We start from the raw sequence: 15509 nt of genomic DNA on the forward strand, positions 1-15509 counted from the left end.
CAGCGGGCCTGCGTGATGGTCGGGCTGGTGTTGCTGTGGCGGCTGCGCTTTCGACATCTGGGCGCGTGGTGGCCGTTATTGCTGGCGTTCAATGGCGTACTGCTGCTTGAACCCCTGGCCAGTCTGCAGCCGGGCTTCTGGTTGTCATTTGCGGCGGTTGCGGTCCTGATCCTGACGTTCGGTGGACGGCTGGGCCCCTGGGGTCTCTGGCAGGCGTGGACGCGTCCCCAGTGGCTGATTGCTATCGGCCTGTTTCCAATCCTGCTGGTGCTGGGTTTACCCATCAGCCTCACTGCGCCGGTGGCCAATGTGTTCGCCGTACCCTGGATCAGTCTGGTGGTGTTGCCTCTGGCGCTGCTGGGCACGGTGCTATTGTGGGTGCCGGTGATCGGTGACGGCCTGCTTTGGTTGGCCGGCGGGGCGTTGGAGGGGTGGTTCAGCGTGCTGACCCTGCTGGCCGGGCAGTTGCCGGCCTGGACGCCAGCCCAGGTGCCGCTGGTGTACTGGCTGGTCAGCCTGGTAGGCGCGCTGATGCTGCTACTGCCCAAGGGGGTGCCGTTTCGGTTGCTGGGCTGGCCCATGCTGTTGCTGGCGGTGTTTCCTCCCAGGGAGTCGGTACCCCACGGGGAGGTGAGGGTGGTGCAGTTGGATGTTGGCCAGGGGCAGGCGCTGATCCTGCGCACCCGCAATCATGCGCTGCTTTACGATGCCGGTCCGCGTTCCGGGGCGGTCGATCTGGGCGCACGCGTGGTTTTGCCGTCATTGAAAAAGCTCGGGGTACAGCGGCTGGACATGCTGCTGCTGAGCCATGCCGATGCCGATCACGCCGGTGGCGCGGCAGCGATAGCCCGTGGTCTGCCCATCGCACGCGTGGTAGGCGGCGAAACCGAGGGGTTGCCGGCATTTCTCGGGACCGGGCCCTGTATCAGTGGCGAGCGGTGGGAGTGGGATGGTGTGTCTTTCGCGTTGTGGCAGTGGTCCGGCGCCATAAGTGGCAATCCAAAGTCCTGTGTGTTGCAGGTGCAGGCCAAGGGTGAACGGCTGTTGCTCACCGGCGATATCGACAGCGCAGCGGAGCGCGCCTTGCTTGATACGCCGCTGGCGGTGCCAACCGATTGGCTGCAAGCGCCCCATCATGGTAGTCGCAGCTCGTCATCCCGATCCTTTGTGCAGCGGCTCGCCCCCACGTCGGTGCTGATTTCCCGAGGGCGGGGCAACGCCTTCGGTCATCCTCATGCGCAAGTGGTCGCGCGCTATCAGGCCCAGGGCAGCCGACTATACGATAGCGCCGAACACGGGGCCGTGCGCTTTCAGTTGGGCGCCTTCCAGCCCGCCATTGTTGCGCGCAGTCAACCCCGGTTCTGGCGCGAACCGTTGCCGTAATCCGGCGTTACCAAACACCGCAGGCTGCGACAGCCTGGTCTGCGGCCAACGAACCCTGCCGCCGAACCTATATGATAAAGTGGCGCACTTTTTCGAGGGGGCATTCACTGTGTGGGAATTGGTCAAATCCGGCGGCTGGATGATGTTGCCGATCATCATGAGTTCCATCGCCGCACTCGGCATCGTCGCCGAACGCCTGTGGACCCTGCGCGCCAGTCGCGTCACCCCCGAGCATCTGCTGGGGCAAGTCTGGGGCTGGATCAAGAACAAGCAGCTCGACAAAGAGAAGCTCAAAGAGCTGCGCGCCAATTCGCCGCTGGGTGAAATCCTTGCCGCCGGCCTTGCCAACTCCAAGCATGGCCGCGAGATCATGAAAGAGTGCATCGAGGAAGCCGCCGCACGGGTGATCCATGAACTGGAGCGCTACATCAACGCCCTCGGCACCATCGCCGCCATGGCGCCGCTGCTCGGTTTGCTGGGCACGGTGCTGGGTATGATCGATATTTTCAGCTCGTTCATGGGCTCGGGCATGACCACCAACGCCGCCGTGCTGGCCGGTGGTATTTCCAAAGCACTGATCACCACGGCCGCGGGCCTGATGGTGGGTATCCCTTCGGTGTTCTTCCACCGCTTCCTGCAACGGCGCATCGATGAACTGGTGGTCGGCATGGAACAGGAAGCCATCAAGCTGGTGGAAGTGGTGCAGGGCGACCGTGATGTGGACCTGGTCGAGGGCAAAGTGTGAAATTTCGCCGCAAGCAACGGGAAAATGTCGATATCAACCTCGCGTCGCTGATCGACGTGGTGTTTATCCTGCTGCTGTTCTTTGTCGTCACCACCACGTTCACCCGGGAAACCCAGCTGCGCGTCGACTTGCCCGAAGCCGTCAGCGGCTCGCCGGCCGAAGACCAGCAGGTCAAGCAACTGGACATTGCCATCAGCGCCGATGGGGTGTTTTCGGTGAACAACCAGTTGCTGGAGAAAAACGACCTGGCCAGCCTGATGCAAGCCCTGCAGAAGGAATCCGGCGGCGATACCAGCCTGCCACTGTCGATCAGTGCCGACGGCAAGACCCAGCACCAGGCTGTGATTACCGCGATGGACGCCGCCGGCAAGCTCGGTTTCAGTCATCTGCGCATGACCACCGTCGAGGCGGCGAGCCCACCCTGATGGCCATGTCCGATCGTTTGCTCAAGGCCTGGTATGAGGGCCATCCGGCGCTCGTGCTGTTACGGCCGCTGGAGTCGTTGTATCGCCGGGTCGTGCAGCGCAAGCGCGCGCGCTTCCTGGCGGGCGAGGGCGCTATCTATCGGTCCCCGGTGCCCGTTGTGGTGGTGGGGAATATCACCGTCGGTGGCACGGGCAAGACGCCACTGATCCTGTGGATGATCGAGCACTGCCGCCGCAGTGGCCTGCGCGTGGGCGTGGTCAGTCGGGGGTATGGCGCCAAGCCGCCACAGTTGCCCTGGCGAGTCGAGGCCAATCAGAGTGCCGACGTGGCCGGCGACGAACCTTTACTGATCGTGCAGCGCTGCGGTGTCCCGTTGATGATCGATCCGGACCGCAGCCGCGCGGTGAAAGCGCTGTTGGCCAGCGAAACCCTGGACCTGATCCTTTCCGACGACGGTCTTCAACACTACCGCCTGGCCCGCGATCTCGAACTGGTACTGATCGATGCCGCCCGTGGCCTGGGCAATCGCCGTTGCCTGCCGGCCGGGCCGTTGCGCGAGCCGGTCGAGCGCCTGCACAGCGTGGATGCGCTGCTCTATAACGGTGCTGCCGAGGACCGCGAAGACGGCTTTGCCTTTGGCCTTGCGCCTGCGGCGCTGATCAACCTGCACAGTGGCGAGCGGCAGCCGGTTACCTACTTTCCGCCAGGCCAGCAGGTACACGCAGTTGCTGGTATCGGCAATCCGCAACGTTTCTTCAATACCCTTGAAACGCTACACTGGCAGCCGATCCCCCATGCGTTTGCCGACCACGCGCCCTACAGTGCCCAGGTGTTGGATTTCACACCGCATTGGCCGCTGGTCATGACTGAAAAGGACGCGGTGAAGTGCCGCGCCTTCGCCCGGCCCGACTGGTGGTACCTTGCGGTGGATGCGCTGCCGTCGCCGGCGTTTGTCGCCTGGTTCGACACACAACTGATGCGCCTGCTGCCCAACCGTGTTTTGCCTTAAACCGTTTATTTCCAGGACATACCCATGGACACCAAATTGCTCGACATCCTTGCTTGCCCGATCTGCAAAGGCCCGCTCAAGCTCAGCGCCGATAAAACCGAGCTGATCAGCAAAGGTGCCGGCCTGGCTTATCCGATCCGTGACGGCATTCCGGTGATGCTCGAGAGCGAAGCGCGCACCCTGACCACCGATGAGCGCCTGGATAAATGACTACCGCCTTTACCGTGGTGATTCCTTCGCGCTATGCGTCGACCCGCCTGCCGGGCAAGCCGCTGCAAATGATCGGCGCCAAGCCGATGATCCAACTGGTGTGGGAACAGGCCTGCAAAAGCAGCGCTGAGCGGGTGGTGGTGGCGACTGACGATCCGCGCATCATCGAAGCCTGCAACCGTTTCGGCGCCGAGGCGGTGCTGACCCGCGAAGACCATAATTCCGGCACTGATCGCCTGGCCGAAGTGGCGACGCAACTGGGCCTGGCGCCCGACGCCATCGTGGTGAACGTGCAAGGTGACGAGCCGTTGATCCCGCCCAGCGTCATCGACCAGGTCGCCGCCAATCTGGCGGCCCATGGCGAGGCGCGCATGGCGACCCTGGCCGAACCGATCGAAGACAGTGAAACCTTGTTCAACCCGAACGTGGTGAAAGTGGTCAGCGATATCAACGGCCTGGCCCTGACGTTCAGCCGTTCGACCCTGCCCTGGGCGCGGGACGCCTTTGCCAGCAACCCCGGCGTACTGCCGCCATGCGTGCCGTACCGCCGCCACATTGGCATCTACGCCTATCGCGCCGGTTTCCTGCATGACTTCGTCAGCTGGGGCCCGTGCTGGTTGGAAAACACCGAATCCCTGGAGCAACTGCGGGCCTTGTGGCACGGCGTGCGTATCCACGTGGGCGATGCGCTGGAAGCACCGCCTGCAGGCGTCGATACCCAGGAAGACCTTGAGCGCGTCCGTCGCCTGCTGGGGGCTTGATGGAAGTCCTGTTTGTCTGCCTGGGCAATATCTGCCGTTCGCCCACCGCCGAAGGCGTCTTGCGCCACAAGTTGCGCGAAGCCGGCCTGGCCGATCAGGTTGAGGTGGCGTCGGCGGGGACCGGGGAGTGGCATATCGGCAACCCACCGGACCTGCGCAGCCAACGCGCAGCGCTGGCGCGGGGCTATGACTTGTCAGCCCAGCGTGCCCAACAGGTCAGCCGCGCTGATTTTGCGCGCTATGACCTGATCCTGGCCATGGACCACAGCAACCTGCGCAACCTCAAAGCCATGCAGCCTGCGCAGGGCAAGGCGCAGCTGGATTTGTTCCTGCGCCGCTTCGACGGCGAAGTGGACGAGGTGCCAGACCCTTACTACGAAGGCGAACAAGGCTTTGACCGGGTGCTGGACCTGATCGAGCGCGCCTGTGATTCATTGGTGATCGAATTGAAGGGCCGGCTATGACCTTGCACGTACAAGCGCAGGTATCGCTCAAGCCATTCAACAGTTTTGGCATCGACGTACGCGCCCAGCTGTTTGCCGAGGCCCGCAGTGATGCCGATGTGCATGAGGCCCTGGCCTACGCCGACGCGCACAGTGTGCCGCTGTTGGTGATCGGCGGCGGCAGCAACCTGCTGCTGACCCGGGACGTGCCCGCCCTGGTGTTGCGCATGGCGACCCAGGGCATTCGCGTGCTGCACGATGATGGCGTGTACGTGGTGGTTGAAGCGGAGGCGGGCGAAGCCTGGCACCCCTTTGTGTCGTGGACCCTGGAACAGGGTTTTTGCGGCCTGGAAAACCTCAGCTTGATCCCCGGCACGGTCGGTGCCGCGCCGATGCAAAACATCGGCGCTTACGGCGTCGAGATCAAGGACGTGTTTGCCGGCCTCACGGCGCTGGATCGCCAGGCGGGCGAGCTGCGGGATTTCAGCCTGGACGAATGCAAGTTTGCTTACCGCGACAGCCTGTTCAAGCATGAAGTCGGGCGTTGGTTGATCCTGCGGGTACGCTTTGCCCTGAGCCGCGCCAGTCACCTGAAACTCGATTACGGCCCGGTGCAACAGCGCCTGGCCGCGCAGGGCATCACCGAGGCCACACCGAAGGATGTGAGCCAGGCGATCTGCAGTATTCGCCGCGAAAAATTGCCGGACCCGGCAGAGCTGGGCAATGCCGGCAGTTTTTTCAAAAACCCCTTGGTGCCCCAGGCCGTGGCTGCCGAGCTGAAAAGCCAGTATCCGGACCTGGTGGCTTACCCTCAGGCAGACGGGCAATGCAAGCTCGCCGCCGGTTGGCTGATCGACAAGGCGGGTTGGAAGGGCTTTCGTGATGGCGATGCCGGCGTGCATAAAATGCAAGCGCTGGTGCTGGTGAACTACGGCTCAGCCACCGGGCGGGATATTGCCAACCTGGCGCTGCGTATCCAGCAGGACATTGCCGAGCGCTTCGGGGTCGAGCTTGAGATGGAACCTAACAGGTACTGAGCGTCCACCGCCCCACCAATGAAAATGCCCCGTATCTCACGATACGGGGCATTTTTTATAGCGCTGACAATCAGTCGTCACGGCTCATGATGCCGAAGATCTGCAACAGGCTGATAAACAGGTTGTAGATCGACACATACAGGCTGATGGTCGCCATGATGTAGTTACGCTCACCACCATGGATGATGGCGCTGGTCTGGAACAGGATGCACACCGAGGAAAACAGCACGAAACCTGCGCTGATCGCCAGTTGCAAACCGCTGATCTGGAAGAACATGCCGGCTACCACCGCCGCCAGCAACACGAAGAAGCCTGCAGTGATGAAACCACCCAGGAAGCTCATGTCCTTGCGGCTGATCAGCACGTACGCCGACAGGCCACCAAACACCAAGGCAGTCATGGCAAATGCCGAACTGACCACTTCCGCACCGCCGGCCATGCCGAGGTAACGGTTAAGGATCGGGCCAAGGATAAAGCCCATGAAACCGGTCAAGGCAAACGCCGACACCAGGCCCCAGGCCGAGTCGCGCAGCTTGTTGGTCAGGAAGAACAGACCATAGAAGCCGATCAACACGACAAAGATATTCGGATAACCGACGCGCATCTGCTGGGCCACGTAAGCCATCACGCCGCTGAATGCGAGGGTAAGGGCGAGCAGGCCGTACGTATTGCGCAACACGCGGCTGACTTCAAGCTGCTCAGCCTGCGCGTTGCCATTCACTGCGTAATTCTGTTCGCGCATGGCGACACTCCTTCAGTTTTGAAACGTTCAGTCGCAAAGATCATAACAGACGCTCTGTAACAAGCTATGCAGAGAGTTTGACAGTGTGTTTCATTCGGGTATTATGGCGCCCGCTGAGACGGGATGAGCGACTATAATCCCGTGATGCACAAGGGAAATTGGCAGAGTGGTTGAATGCACCGGTCTTGAAAACCGGCGAACGTTAATAGCGTTCCCAGGGTTCGAATCCCTGGTTTCCCGCCAAGTTTTACACGAAAGCCCCGCTATTGCGGGGCTTTTGCGTTTCCGGGGGTTTGGATAGGCACAGTCGGTTTCTGAGAGGGGTTCCGAAACTTTCGGGTAGGCGTTCCGAAACTTTGCCTATTTTGAGGGTTTAGCGGTGGCGCCAGTCGCCTGTAAACCTGTATGGCCCAACAGTAGACTTGCGTCGCTGATATCGGCGATTTCCGATGCGGCCTTGGGCCAAATGTCACGAAACTGAAACCCTCCTATTTTTGCTGCGAGCGTAGGGTTCCCTGATCCAGTGCGTTCTGCGGTGACTGCAACCTTGCCTTGTCGCAGCGCGAGCGCAAAGCGCAGGCTTTAAGGACGGAGTGTGCACCCTACTGCCACCACCCGGGGCGGCGAGTTGGACTGACACGCGGCCACGCGCACCGGGCTATCTATCTTGTGGCGGGCCATGGCGCGGTTCAGCGCAGGCCAAAAAATACCCGCAACTGGGCGGGCATTGGGGAGGATTTGCAGCAGTTACTGCTCAGTGACACGCGTGGGTTGATCAGACGGCCAAGTGCTCATACAGGATAGTTGCACCAACGATCATCAATACAACGCCGCCTACGATCTCTGCTCGTTTACCGAACACTGTTCCTAGGACTCGTCCGAGCATCACGCCGATGGTGACCATAGTCATGGTTGCTAAGCCGATGGCCGCTGCTGCCACCCAGATATTCACATCGACAAACGCCAGGCCGACTCCGACCGCGAGGGCATCAATGCTAGTAGCGAACGCGGTGACGGCAAGGACCAGAAAGGAGTGCTGGCCGCTTTTCTCCTCGGTCTCGTCTTCGTGTTTGAGACCATTGTGAATCATGTGCAGGCCCAGTAGCACCAGCAAGGTGAAGGCGATCCAGTGATCCCAGTTTGCCACCCAGCGTGTTGCGGCTTGGCCGATCAGCCAGCCGATAATCGGAGTGATGGCTTCGATGACGCCGAAGATCAGGCCGGTACGCAGTGCTTCGGTCAAGCGTGGTTTGTGCAGACTGGAACCTTTGCCGATAGCAGCGGCAAATGCATCCGTGGACATGGCCAGGGCCAAGAAAATGAGGGAAACAGGATTCACGGGTGATCTTCCAGTCGGGCTATGAGTCAACGACACAACCACACGCCCGACTTTAGGCATGGATGTGTCGCTGGTCTCACCAACCAAAAGGTGTTCGTACCACGGCAGGTTGCCGAGAATGTTGATACGAACGCTTGCGAAAGACTCGCAAGCAGGCTACTCCCCAACGAGGTCCGGGATCTTATGCGGGCAAACATGAAAAAAACGTCAAAACCCGCCAGCAAGCCGCTCAACTTGAATGAAGCGGCGCGCCTTGGTTGATCCGCAGTTCAGCGCATAGCCCGCCCTGGGGCAGGTTGTACAACTGCAAGCTGCTGTCGATCTTGCTGACGATCATCTGCACGATCGCCAGTCCCAACCCGGCGCCGTTGCCGTGCCCCTGGGTGTAGAAGCGCTCGAACAGGCGCGCATATTCACCCTCATCGATACCGGGGCCGGCATCCTCGACGCTGATATACACCGCCCCGCAGCCCTGCGGTTGTACTTGGACCCTGACCTCGCTGCCAGGCGGGGCGAAGTTCAGGGCGTTGGTCACCAGGTTCTGAAGGGCGATGGCCAGGGCAATGGGGTCGGTCTTGACCAGGCAGTGGTGGTCGCTGTCGAGGGTCAGCTCGATATCCTTTGCCAGCGCCAGGGGTGCCAGTTCGGCCAGTTCCTCCCGCACCAGCTCGGTCAGTTCCACTTCGCATCGCTCGGGGTTGGCCAGGCGCGGCTCGATACGCGCCATGGTCAGCAACTGACTGGCGATGCGCGTGGCGCGGTCGACGGCGCTGACCAGAAACTCCAGGGCTTCCTCCCGTTGCTGTGGGGTGCCGGCCATCTGGGCGTTTTGCGCATGGATCCGCAGGATCGCCAGAGGCGTGCGCAGCTCGTGGGCGGCATCGGCGATAAAACGTCGTTCTCGCGCCAGCAGCTTGTCGATCTGTTGCAACAGGCGATTGAGCGCGGTCTGCATGGGTTCGAGGTCGTGGGGTAGGGGGCGCAGGTTGAGCGGTTTGAGGGTTTCGGTAGTGCGTCCACGGATGGTACGGGCCATTGCGCGCAACGGCTGCAACCCCCAGCCGATGGTCAGCCAGATCAAGGTGGCCAGCAGCGGCACGCCAATCACACTGGGCCACAGCGTATGGCCGACGATGCGCTGGATCAGGTCCTGGCGAATGTCATCACGCTCGCCCACCCAGATCAGCAGTCCTTGCTGTGGGTCCTTGAGCAGGAAGGCGCACCAGTCGTGGCCGTTGTCCATCAGGTCGTGGGCGCCGAGGGTCGCCGGTGGTGCCTTCAGTTCCGGGGCTTCGGCCGAGCGCACCAGCAATTGGCCGTCAGTGCGCCACACCTGGAATGTCAGGCGGGTTTCGTAAGGGTGCGCTGCTCCAGTGTCGCCCACGCGGCTCATGGCTGCGTCGAAGGCCTGGTAGAGCCGGTTCCAATCGTTGTCCCCCGGCGCACGTTGTGCCAGCACACCTTGCAGCAGGCGCGCACTTTGCGCGAGCTGGGCGTCATACACTTCTTCGATCTCGTGGTGGCTGTCGCGCAGCACCAGCCAACTGATCAGCACATCGCCCAGCAGAACGAGGATCAGCACCGGCACCAGAATGCGTGTACGTATCGAGGTCATGGCTTGAGCTCCATCACATACCCGACGCCGCGCACCGTGCGGATCAGCTCGGTCGAAAGTTTTTTGCGCAGGTTATGGATCAACACTTCCAGGGTGTTGCTCTCGACCTTTTCCTGCCAACCATACAACGCCCGGGACAGGCGTTCGCGGGTCACCACGTTGCCGGGGCGCGACAACAGTTGATGGAGCAACTGGTACTCCATCGGCGTCACCACCACCGGGTTGCCGTGCCAGGTGATCTGCTGGCCGACCGGATCCAGGCACACGCCCGCATGCTCCAGCAGTGGCTGCGCGCGGCCTTGGCTGCGCCGCAGCAAGGCGCGGATGCGGGCCTTGAGTTCGTCGACATCGAAGGGTTTGATCAGGTAGTCGTCAGCGCCGGCATCCAGCCCGGCAATCCGTTCGGCGGTGCCGTCGCGGGCGGTCAGGATCAATACCGGCAGGTCCTGTTGCCGATCGCGCAATTGACGCAACAGGGCCAGGCCGTCGAGGCGCGGCAGGCCAAGGTCGAGCAGCAGCAGATCGAAGCTTTCGCTGCGTAACGCATGCAGCGCACTGGCGCCGTCGTGCAACCAGTCCAGGGTGTAGCCCTCGCTGCTCAGGGCGACGCGGATGCCTTGGCCGAGGGCCCGATCATCTTCGACCAACAATAGGCGCATGGTGTATTCCCGATGTGATATCGGCGGCATCATGCCGCTGCCGAGACGGGCGTGGCAGGCCGGGCGACGAGAAACATGTAACCACTCATTACCAGCTAAGACTTCATTAAGCTTGGTTTTGCACAGTGAGACCTTCCTCAACGAGCGAGAGTGTCACCATGCGCAAAATTCTGTTGTTGTCGCTGATTGTTGCCAGCCCCCTGGCCCTTGCCGGACCGCAATGCACCACGGAGCAGCGCGCGCAATGGCAAGACCCGCAGGCGTTCCAGGACCAGTTGAAAGCCCAGGGCTACGAGATCAGCAAGTTCAAGATCACCGATGGCAACTGCTATGAGATCTACGGGTTCGACAAGGACAAGCGCAAGGTTGAGATCTACCACGACCCGGTCAGCGGCAAAGCGGTCAAGACCGAGATCAAGGGCTGATGCCAGGCAACTCCATAGCACTGTGGGACCCGCTGGTGAGGCTGTTTCACGTGTCCATCGCCGGGGTCTTTGTCGCCAACTACTTCTTCACTGAGGGCGGCGACGATTGGCATGTCTGGCTCGGCTATTACGCCATGGGCTGGTTGCTGGTACGGCTGCTGTGGGGATTTGTCGGGCCACGCAGTGCGCGCTGGGCGGACTTCTGGCCGACCCCGGCAAGGCTCGCCGCCCATGTGCGTTCCCTGCACACCAGGCGCCCGGAGCATCGCCTCGGTCACTCGCCGTTGGGTGCATTGGTGATGATTTTGATGCTCCTGGCGATGTTGACGGCGGGCTTGAGCGGTTGGGTCATGGACGAGGTCGATGCCTTATGGGGCGCCGATTGGCCGCTGCAAGTGCATGAAACTGCGGTCAATGGCCTGCTGGTGCTGGTGTGCTTGCATATCGCAGCGGCCGTGTTTGAAAGCTTCCAGGTACGCGACAACCTGCCGTTATCGATGCTGACCGGTCGCCGGCGTCGGTTGCCGGATGATTCTGCGCACTGACACCGCTGTCTTATCTCTACTCCCCACCCTGCATTTGCCATGAGCTCACTATGCGCGTGCTGTCTTTTCGCTTGAAATTCATTCTCGCCAGCCTGGCGCTATGCCTGGTCTTCTGGGCGGCCTGGCGCAGTCATCCGGCCCATGTCCTGGCGCCTTTCGCCCGGCCGGCCGCGCCCTTGGCCGCTAGCGCCGAGCCGGTCTACAACAGCCGGTTCGTGTCCTCGCAACTGGATGACTTTGTGCATTCGTCGTCGGTTACCGCACTGCCGGGCGGCGACTTGATGGCCGTGTGGTTTGCCGGCTCGCGTGAAGGCGCCGCCGACGTGCAGATCCGTACTGCGCGGTTCGACGCCAAGACCACGGAGTGGGGCGCCGAGCATGTGTTGGCGACCCGCGAGTCGACCCGAGATGGCACCGGGCGCTACATCCGCAAGCTAGGCAACCCGGTGATTGCCCTCGCGCCCGATCAGCGCCTGTGGATGTTCTATGTATCGGTGTCGGTGGGGGGCTGGGCGACCAGCGCGATCAATGTGATGGTGTCCGAAGACCTGGGGCGCAGTTGGTCGGCGCCACGGCAACTGATCACCTCACCGTTTTTCAACGTCAGCACCCTGGTGCGTGCGGCGCCGGTTTTTCATGCCGACGGCTCGATTGGCTTGCCGGTCTATCACGAACTCATGGGTAAGTTTTCCGAATACCTGTACCTGAGCGCCGATGGTGCGGTGATTGATAAATTCCGCATCAGCCGGGGCAAGCATTCGCTGCAGCCGACCATCGTGCCCCTGGACGAACGTCGCGCGGTGGCGATGCTGCGTTATGCCGGCGATACCCATCATCGCGTGCTTGCCAGCCGCACCGATGATGCCGGGCAGACCTGGAGTGAGCCTTACCCTCTTGAACCGGCCAATCCCAACTCATCCCTGGCCGCGGTCGGCACTGCCGATAACGGCTTGCTGGTGGCGCTCAATGACCTGCGTGACGGGCGCTTCAAACTCAGCCTGTATGGCACCGACGCGAACCTCAATGACTGGCGCAATGTAATCGAGTTGGATCAATCACCGGATCCGCTTGGCCAACCCTTCGCCCCCGAGGCCTACAAGGCGATCATCGGCGCCGGCTTCCGGGCCTCCAGCGGCGCACGGCGCTTGCCGTTGGAGCAGCGTTTCCTCAGTAACCTGGATTACCGGGTGTGCAAGCCTAGGGGCTGTGATTTCGAGTACGAGTACCCATATTTCAGCCGTGGACAGGACGGCGTGTATCACCTGGTCTACTCATGGAATAACACCTTTATCAAACATGTCAGCTTCAACGAAGCCTGGCTGGCGGAGCGCCTGTGATGTTGTTGCTATGGCAGGCTCATTTGACCTTCATCCTCCTCGGTTTTGTCCTGCTCGGGTCGCTGCGTTACCTGCAGTCCTGGCGCCCGTGGCTGTTGCCAGGGTTGGCGTTGTTCAGTTTTATCCCCCTCAATGACCTGCCGCTGGCGGCCTACGTGCGCAGTTTTACCGATGATTTGGCAATCAGCACCTTGGTACTGCTGGGCTGGGTAAGTCTGGTGCGCCTGGGGCTGCTCGAGCCACAAGCACCTCGGGCGCGCGCTCAGGTGCTGCTGCTGTTCGGACTGCTAGCGGCGCTGTTGTACCCGGCCACCATGGGCCTGACTTACTTTGATCCCTATCGCTGGGGCTTCAATCCAAGGCCGATGATTGTGCTGGTTGCGCTGCTCGCCTTGGGGCTGTTGTGGCTGCGCAATAAGTTGGCCGTGTGGATGCTCGCGCTCGGCACACTGGCCTTTGCGTTACGCCTGAAAGCGTCGGAAAACTACTGGGACTACCTGATCGATCCACTGCTGGGGGGCTATTGCCTGGTGGCGGGCAGCGTGCTCTGCGTGAAGAGCGTCAAACTACATAGAGGTCAATAATGGGTTGGTTGCAATCGCGGCGCCTGCGCTATGGCGTAGGGGCGATAGGTCTGGCGTTTTTGCTGTTTGCAGGGCTGCGGCTGGTGTTTGTGCTGGGGTTTTCCGGCATCGATCCGGCGCAGTTCGCTGATAACCGGCAGTTGCTCGACACCCTGGGCATCGGCTTGCGTTTCGACCTGCGCCTGGCGGTGTTGCTGGTGTTGCCGTTGGCGGTGCTAGCGTGGATGCCGCGCTGGAACCTGGTGCGCGTTGCGGGCTTGCGCGTTGTGGCACGGGGCTATTGGCTGCTGACGCTGGGCTTCGTCGGCTGGGTGTACATCATCGACTTCGGCCATTACGCCTATCTTGGGGTGCGGCTTAACGCCAGCGTGTTGCGCTACCTGGAAGACGCACAAATTTCGCAGCAGATGGTTTGGCAGACCTATCCGGTGCTGTGGATCGCCCTTGCCTGGTTGTTGGTGCTGGGTGTGTGGTTCTGCGCTTTTGTGAGGTTGGAACGCCTGACACTGGGGCGTCCACCCCGGGCCATTCGACGCGCTTCACTGGCGTTCGGCAGCGGTCTGGGGTTGATCGCTGTGCTGTTGGCGCTGCTTGGGCGAGTGGAAAGTCTCAACCTGCAAAACCCGGTACCACTGCGCTGGAGCGATGCGTTTTTCTCTGGCAACGGCAAGATCGCGGCACTGGGCCTGAACCCGGTGCTGTTTTTCTACGACACACTCAAGGCCGGCCAGGCGCAGTTCGATGAGCCACAGGTGCGTGAGCATTACCCAGTGGTTGCCCACTACCTGGGGGTGGACCGCCCCGATCCGCAGAGCCTGACGTTCGAGCGTGGGCAAACAGTGCAGCCGTATCGCCTGGACGCAACGCCGAACGTGATGTTTGTGATGCTCGAATCCCTGGGCACCAGTGCGGTCGGCGCATATGGCAACCCTCTAGACCCGACGCCCAACCTCGACCGGCTGGCGACCCAGAGCTGGTTCTTTAAACACTTCTACGTGCCGGTCACTGGCACCGCAAAGACCGTGTGGGCGAGTATCACCGGCGTCCCGGATGTCACGCGCCAGGAAACGGCGACCCGCCATCCCCTGATCACAAGCCAGCACACGCTTATCAATGCCTTCACCGATTACCAGAAGCTGTACATGATTGGCGGCAATGCCGGATGGGCCAATATCAATGCCTTGATCCAGCAGAGCATCGACGGCGTGCGCTTGTATGAAGAGCGCCACTGGCAGTCACCTCGAGTCGATGTATGGGGCATTTCCGATCTGGATCTGTTCAAGGAAAGCGACCGGATCCTGCGGGAACTGCCGCGGGACCAGCCCTTTTTTGCCTATGTCCAGACGGCGGGCAATCATCGCCCGTTCACCATTCCTCGGGACAATGACGGTTTCAAGCGCAGCAACCTGTCCCTGGAGCAAGTGCAAGCCGCCGGCTCACGCAGTGTCGAACAGTACAACGCGGTGCGCCTACTGGACTTCAATATCGGCAAGTTGATGGAAATGGCCAAGGCGGGTGGTTACTACGACAACACGATTTTCGTGTTCTTTGGTGACCACAACACCCGTATCAGCCAGATACCCCATATGCCGCCGGCTTTCGAGCAACTGGGCCTGGAAAGCAACCACGTGCCAATGCTGATTCACGCCCCGGGCTTGCTCAAGCCCAGGGTGATCGAGGAGGCGGTGGGGCTGGCGGACCTGTTGCCGACGGTCGCGGGGATGGTGGGCGTTGCGTTCAACAATGGGGCGATGGGGCGCGATATACAGCAACCGGCCCCGGAGGGCGAGCGTGTGGTACCGCTGGTCTTGCGCGAGGGCACTTTCCCGCTGATCGGCGGGGTCACCCAGGATTATCTGTTACAGATGCAGCATGACGGCAGTGCGCCGACCTTGCACGACCTGCGCTCCCTGACCCCCCTGGACAACGTGGCCGGGCAAAACCCCGATGAGTTCCAGCGTCTGGTCGAATTGACCAGAGGCCTGCATGAAAGCGCGCGGTTGATGTTGTACCGCAATGTGCGATGAGGCGTGGCCCCAACCCGAGCTTCAAAGCAGCCATCATGTCGTCAGTTCTTGAATGTGGTGGACGCCAAAGGGGCATCTTTCTACGTCCTTGGCCCCAGTTCTTGGGCCAGGGCTTGGGGTGAAGCTGAGTGACATATCCATTCCAACAGTCTGCAGAGGAACAGGCCGCCAAGGCGCGGCTGAATGCGCAGGGCTTTAAGGACGGACTGGACGGGGACTTTC

General features: G+C 61.4%; 17 protein-coding genes, 1 tRNA gene, 1 pseudogene and 1 riboswitch. Of the genes and pseudogenes, 14 read left to right on the plus strand and 5 right to left on the minus strand.

Features of this window, described 5'->3' with window-relative positions; translation table 11 throughout:
* The 8 genes from BFP90_RS03300 to murB form a co-directional block, all read left to right on the plus strand.
* The coding region (locus BFP90_RS03300; protein WP_065895947.1) for a DNA internalization-related competence protein ComEC/Rec2 at positions 1–1383 on the plus strand (1383 nt) is incomplete at its 5' end.
* Between the two features lie 109 nt (positions 1384–1492).
* The gene (locus BFP90_RS03305; RefSeq protein ID WP_065894991.1) at positions 1493–2128 is read left to right on the plus strand and encodes a MotA/TolQ/ExbB proton channel family protein; all 636 of its coding nucleotides are present in this window, start codon (positions 1493–1495) and stop codon (positions 2126–2128) included.
* Positions 2125–2553, plus strand: a complete 429-nt coding sequence (locus BFP90_RS03310) for an ExbD/TolR family protein (protein ID WP_065884989.1) — start codon at positions 2125–2127, stop codon at positions 2551–2553. Before BFP90_RS03305 ends, BFP90_RS03310 begins: the two co-directional genes overlap by 4 nt.
* Positions 2553–3563: a tetraacyldisaccharide 4'-kinase gene (gene lpxK, locus BFP90_RS03315; RefSeq protein ID WP_065895948.1), complete on the plus strand. Its 1011-nt coding sequence runs from the start codon at positions 2553–2555 to the stop codon at positions 3561–3563. The genes BFP90_RS03310 and lpxK overlap by 1 nt, the downstream gene beginning before the upstream one ends.
* 24 nt (positions 3564–3587) lie before the next feature.
* Positions 3588–3773 (plus strand): Trm112 family protein, encoded by a 186-nt coding sequence (locus tag BFP90_RS03320; protein WP_003174668.1) that lies wholly within the window; start codon positions 3588–3590, stop codon positions 3771–3773.
* The gene (gene kdsB / locus BFP90_RS03325) at positions 3770–4534 is read left to right on the plus strand and encodes a 3-deoxy-manno-octulosonate cytidylyltransferase (RefSeq protein ID WP_065895949.1); all 765 of its coding nucleotides are present in this window, start codon (positions 3770–3772) and stop codon (positions 4532–4534) included. Before BFP90_RS03320 ends, kdsB begins: the two co-directional genes overlap by 4 nt.
* A complete protein-coding gene (locus BFP90_RS03330) occupies positions 4534–4998 on the plus strand; it encodes a low molecular weight protein-tyrosine-phosphatase (protein ID WP_065894967.1) in 465 nt (154 codons plus the stop codon). The genes kdsB and BFP90_RS03330 overlap by 1 nt, the downstream gene beginning before the upstream one ends.
* The gene (gene murB / locus BFP90_RS03335) at positions 4995–6014 is read left to right on the plus strand and encodes a UDP-N-acetylmuramate dehydrogenase (RefSeq protein WP_065895950.1); all 1020 of its coding nucleotides are present in this window, start codon (positions 4995–4997) and stop codon (positions 6012–6014) included. Before BFP90_RS03330 ends, murB begins: the two co-directional genes overlap by 4 nt.
* Before the next feature lie 70 nt (positions 6015–6084).
* Here murB and BFP90_RS03340 read toward each other — a convergent pair whose 3' ends face one another.
* On the minus strand, positions 6085–6756 hold the full coding sequence (locus BFP90_RS03340; RefSeq protein ID WP_053256786.1) for a Bax inhibitor-1/YccA family protein: 672 nt from the start codon (positions 6754–6756) through the stop codon (positions 6085–6087).
* 152 nt (positions 6757–6908) lie between these two features.
* Here BFP90_RS03340 and BFP90_RS03345 point away from each other — a divergent pair.
* Positions 6909–6999 (plus strand) — tRNA-Ser (locus BFP90_RS03345).
* A gap of 396 nt (positions 7000–7395) precedes the next feature.
* On the opposite strand, the pseudogene BFP90_RS29010 reads toward BFP90_RS03345, so the two are convergent.
* The 4 genes and pseudogenes from BFP90_RS29010 to BFP90_RS03360 form a co-directional block, all read right to left on the minus strand.
* Positions 7396–7503, minus strand: a pseudogene (locus BFP90_RS29010) (glycoside hydrolase family 19 protein); the annotation flags it as partial.
* Between the two features lie 28 nt (positions 7504–7531).
* Positions 7532–8095, minus strand: a complete 564-nt coding sequence (gene mntP, locus BFP90_RS03350; RefSeq protein ID WP_065894969.1) for a manganese efflux pump MntP — start codon at positions 8093–8095, stop codon at positions 7532–7534.
* 5 nt (positions 8096–8100) lie between these two features.
* Positions 8101–8272: riboswitch (yybP-ykoY riboswitch) on the minus strand.
* Positions 8273–8324: 52 nt separating this feature from the next.
* On the minus strand, positions 8325–9710 hold the full coding sequence (locus BFP90_RS03355) for a sensor histidine kinase (protein WP_065894970.1): 1386 nt from the start codon (positions 9708–9710) through the stop codon (positions 8325–8327).
* Positions 9707–10369 carry a response regulator gene (locus BFP90_RS03360; RefSeq protein ID WP_065894971.1) on the minus strand — a complete coding sequence of 221 codons (663 nt, stop codon included), beginning with the start codon at positions 10367–10369 and terminating at the stop codon, positions 9707–9709. The genes BFP90_RS03355 and BFP90_RS03360 overlap by 4 nt, the downstream gene beginning before the upstream one ends.
* A gap of 158 nt (positions 10370–10527) precedes the next feature.
* Between BFP90_RS03360 and BFP90_RS03365 the strand changes: the two genes are divergently transcribed.
* Genes BFP90_RS03365 through BFP90_RS03385 form a run of 5 tightly spaced genes read left to right on the plus strand, consistent with a single transcriptional unit; the run spans position 10528 to position 15287 of the window.
* Positions 10528–10794, plus strand: a complete 267-nt coding sequence (locus tag BFP90_RS03365; protein ID WP_065894972.1) for a PepSY domain-containing protein — start codon at positions 10528–10530, stop codon at positions 10792–10794.
* Complete coding sequence (locus BFP90_RS03370) at positions 10794–11339, plus strand: cytochrome b/b6 domain-containing protein (RefSeq protein WP_065894973.1); 546 nt, start codon at positions 10794–10796, stop codon at positions 11337–11339. The genes BFP90_RS03365 and BFP90_RS03370 overlap by 1 nt, the downstream gene beginning before the upstream one ends.
* A gap of 50 nt (positions 11340–11389) precedes the next feature.
* Positions 11390–12676: a sialidase family protein gene (locus BFP90_RS03375; protein ID WP_065894974.1), complete on the plus strand. Its 1287-nt coding sequence runs from the start codon at positions 11390–11392 to the stop codon at positions 12674–12676.
* Positions 12676–13260, plus strand: a complete 585-nt coding sequence (locus tag BFP90_RS03380; protein WP_065894975.1) for a hypothetical protein — start codon at positions 12676–12678, stop codon at positions 13258–13260. The genes BFP90_RS03375 and BFP90_RS03380 overlap by 1 nt, the downstream gene beginning before the upstream one ends.
* Entirely contained in the window at positions 13260–15287 is a 2028-nt protein-coding gene (locus tag BFP90_RS03385) for an LTA synthase family protein (RefSeq protein WP_065894976.1), read from the plus strand. Before BFP90_RS03380 ends, BFP90_RS03385 begins: the two co-directional genes overlap by 1 nt.
* The last annotated feature ends 222 nt before the right edge of the window (positions 15288–15509 follow it).

This window comes from Pseudomonas sp. 24 E 13, from assembly GCF_900004715.1.
GTDB classification, from domain to species: domain Bacteria; phylum Pseudomonadota; class Gammaproteobacteria; order Pseudomonadales; family Pseudomonadaceae; genus Aquipseudomonas; species Aquipseudomonas orientalis_A.

Bases quoted from the DNA above. Each gene is read 5' to 3' on its own strand.
- lpxK (WP_065895948.1), top strand. From the start codon at position 2,553: ATGGCCATGTCCGATCGTTTGCTCAAGGCCTGGTATGAGGGCCATCCG.
- BFP90_RS03320 (WP_003174668.1), top strand. From the start codon at position 3,588: ATGGACACCAAATTGCTCGACATCCTTGCTTGCCCGATCTGCAAAGGC.
- kdsB (WP_065895949.1), top strand. From the start codon at position 3,770: ATGACTACCGCCTTTACCGTGGTGATTCCTTCGCGCTATGCGTCGACC.
- BFP90_RS03330 (WP_065894967.1), top strand. From the start codon at position 4,534: ATGGAAGTCCTGTTTGTCTGCCTGGGCAATATCTGCCGTTCGCCCACC.
- murB (WP_065895950.1), top strand. From the start codon at position 4,995: ATGACCTTGCACGTACAAGCGCAGGTATCGCTCAAGCCATTCAACAGT.
- BFP90_RS03340 (WP_053256786.1), bottom strand. From the start codon at position 6,756: ATGCGCGAACAGAATTACGCAGTGAATGGCAACGCGCAGGCTGAGCAG.
- BFP90_RS03355 (WP_065894970.1), bottom strand. From the start codon at position 9,710: ATGACCTCGATACGTACACGCATTCTGGTGCCGGTGCTGATCCTCGTT.
- BFP90_RS03360 (WP_065894971.1), bottom strand. From the start codon at position 10,369: ATGCGCCTATTGTTGGTCGAAGATGATCGGGCCCTCGGCCAAGGCATC.
- BFP90_RS03365 (WP_065894972.1), top strand. From the start codon at position 10,528: ATGCGCAAAATTCTGTTGTTGTCGCTGATTGTTGCCAGCCCCCTGGCC.
- BFP90_RS03370 (WP_065894973.1), top strand. From the start codon at position 10,794: ATGCCAGGCAACTCCATAGCACTGTGGGACCCGCTGGTGAGGCTGTTT.
- BFP90_RS03375 (WP_065894974.1), top strand. From the start codon at position 11,390: ATGCGCGTGCTGTCTTTTCGCTTGAAATTCATTCTCGCCAGCCTGGCG.
- BFP90_RS03380 (WP_065894975.1), top strand. From the start codon at position 12,676: ATGTTGTTGCTATGGCAGGCTCATTTGACCTTCATCCTCCTCGGTTTT.
- BFP90_RS03385 (WP_065894976.1), top strand. From the start codon at position 13,260: ATGGGTTGGTTGCAATCGCGGCGCCTGCGCTATGGCGTAGGGGCGATA.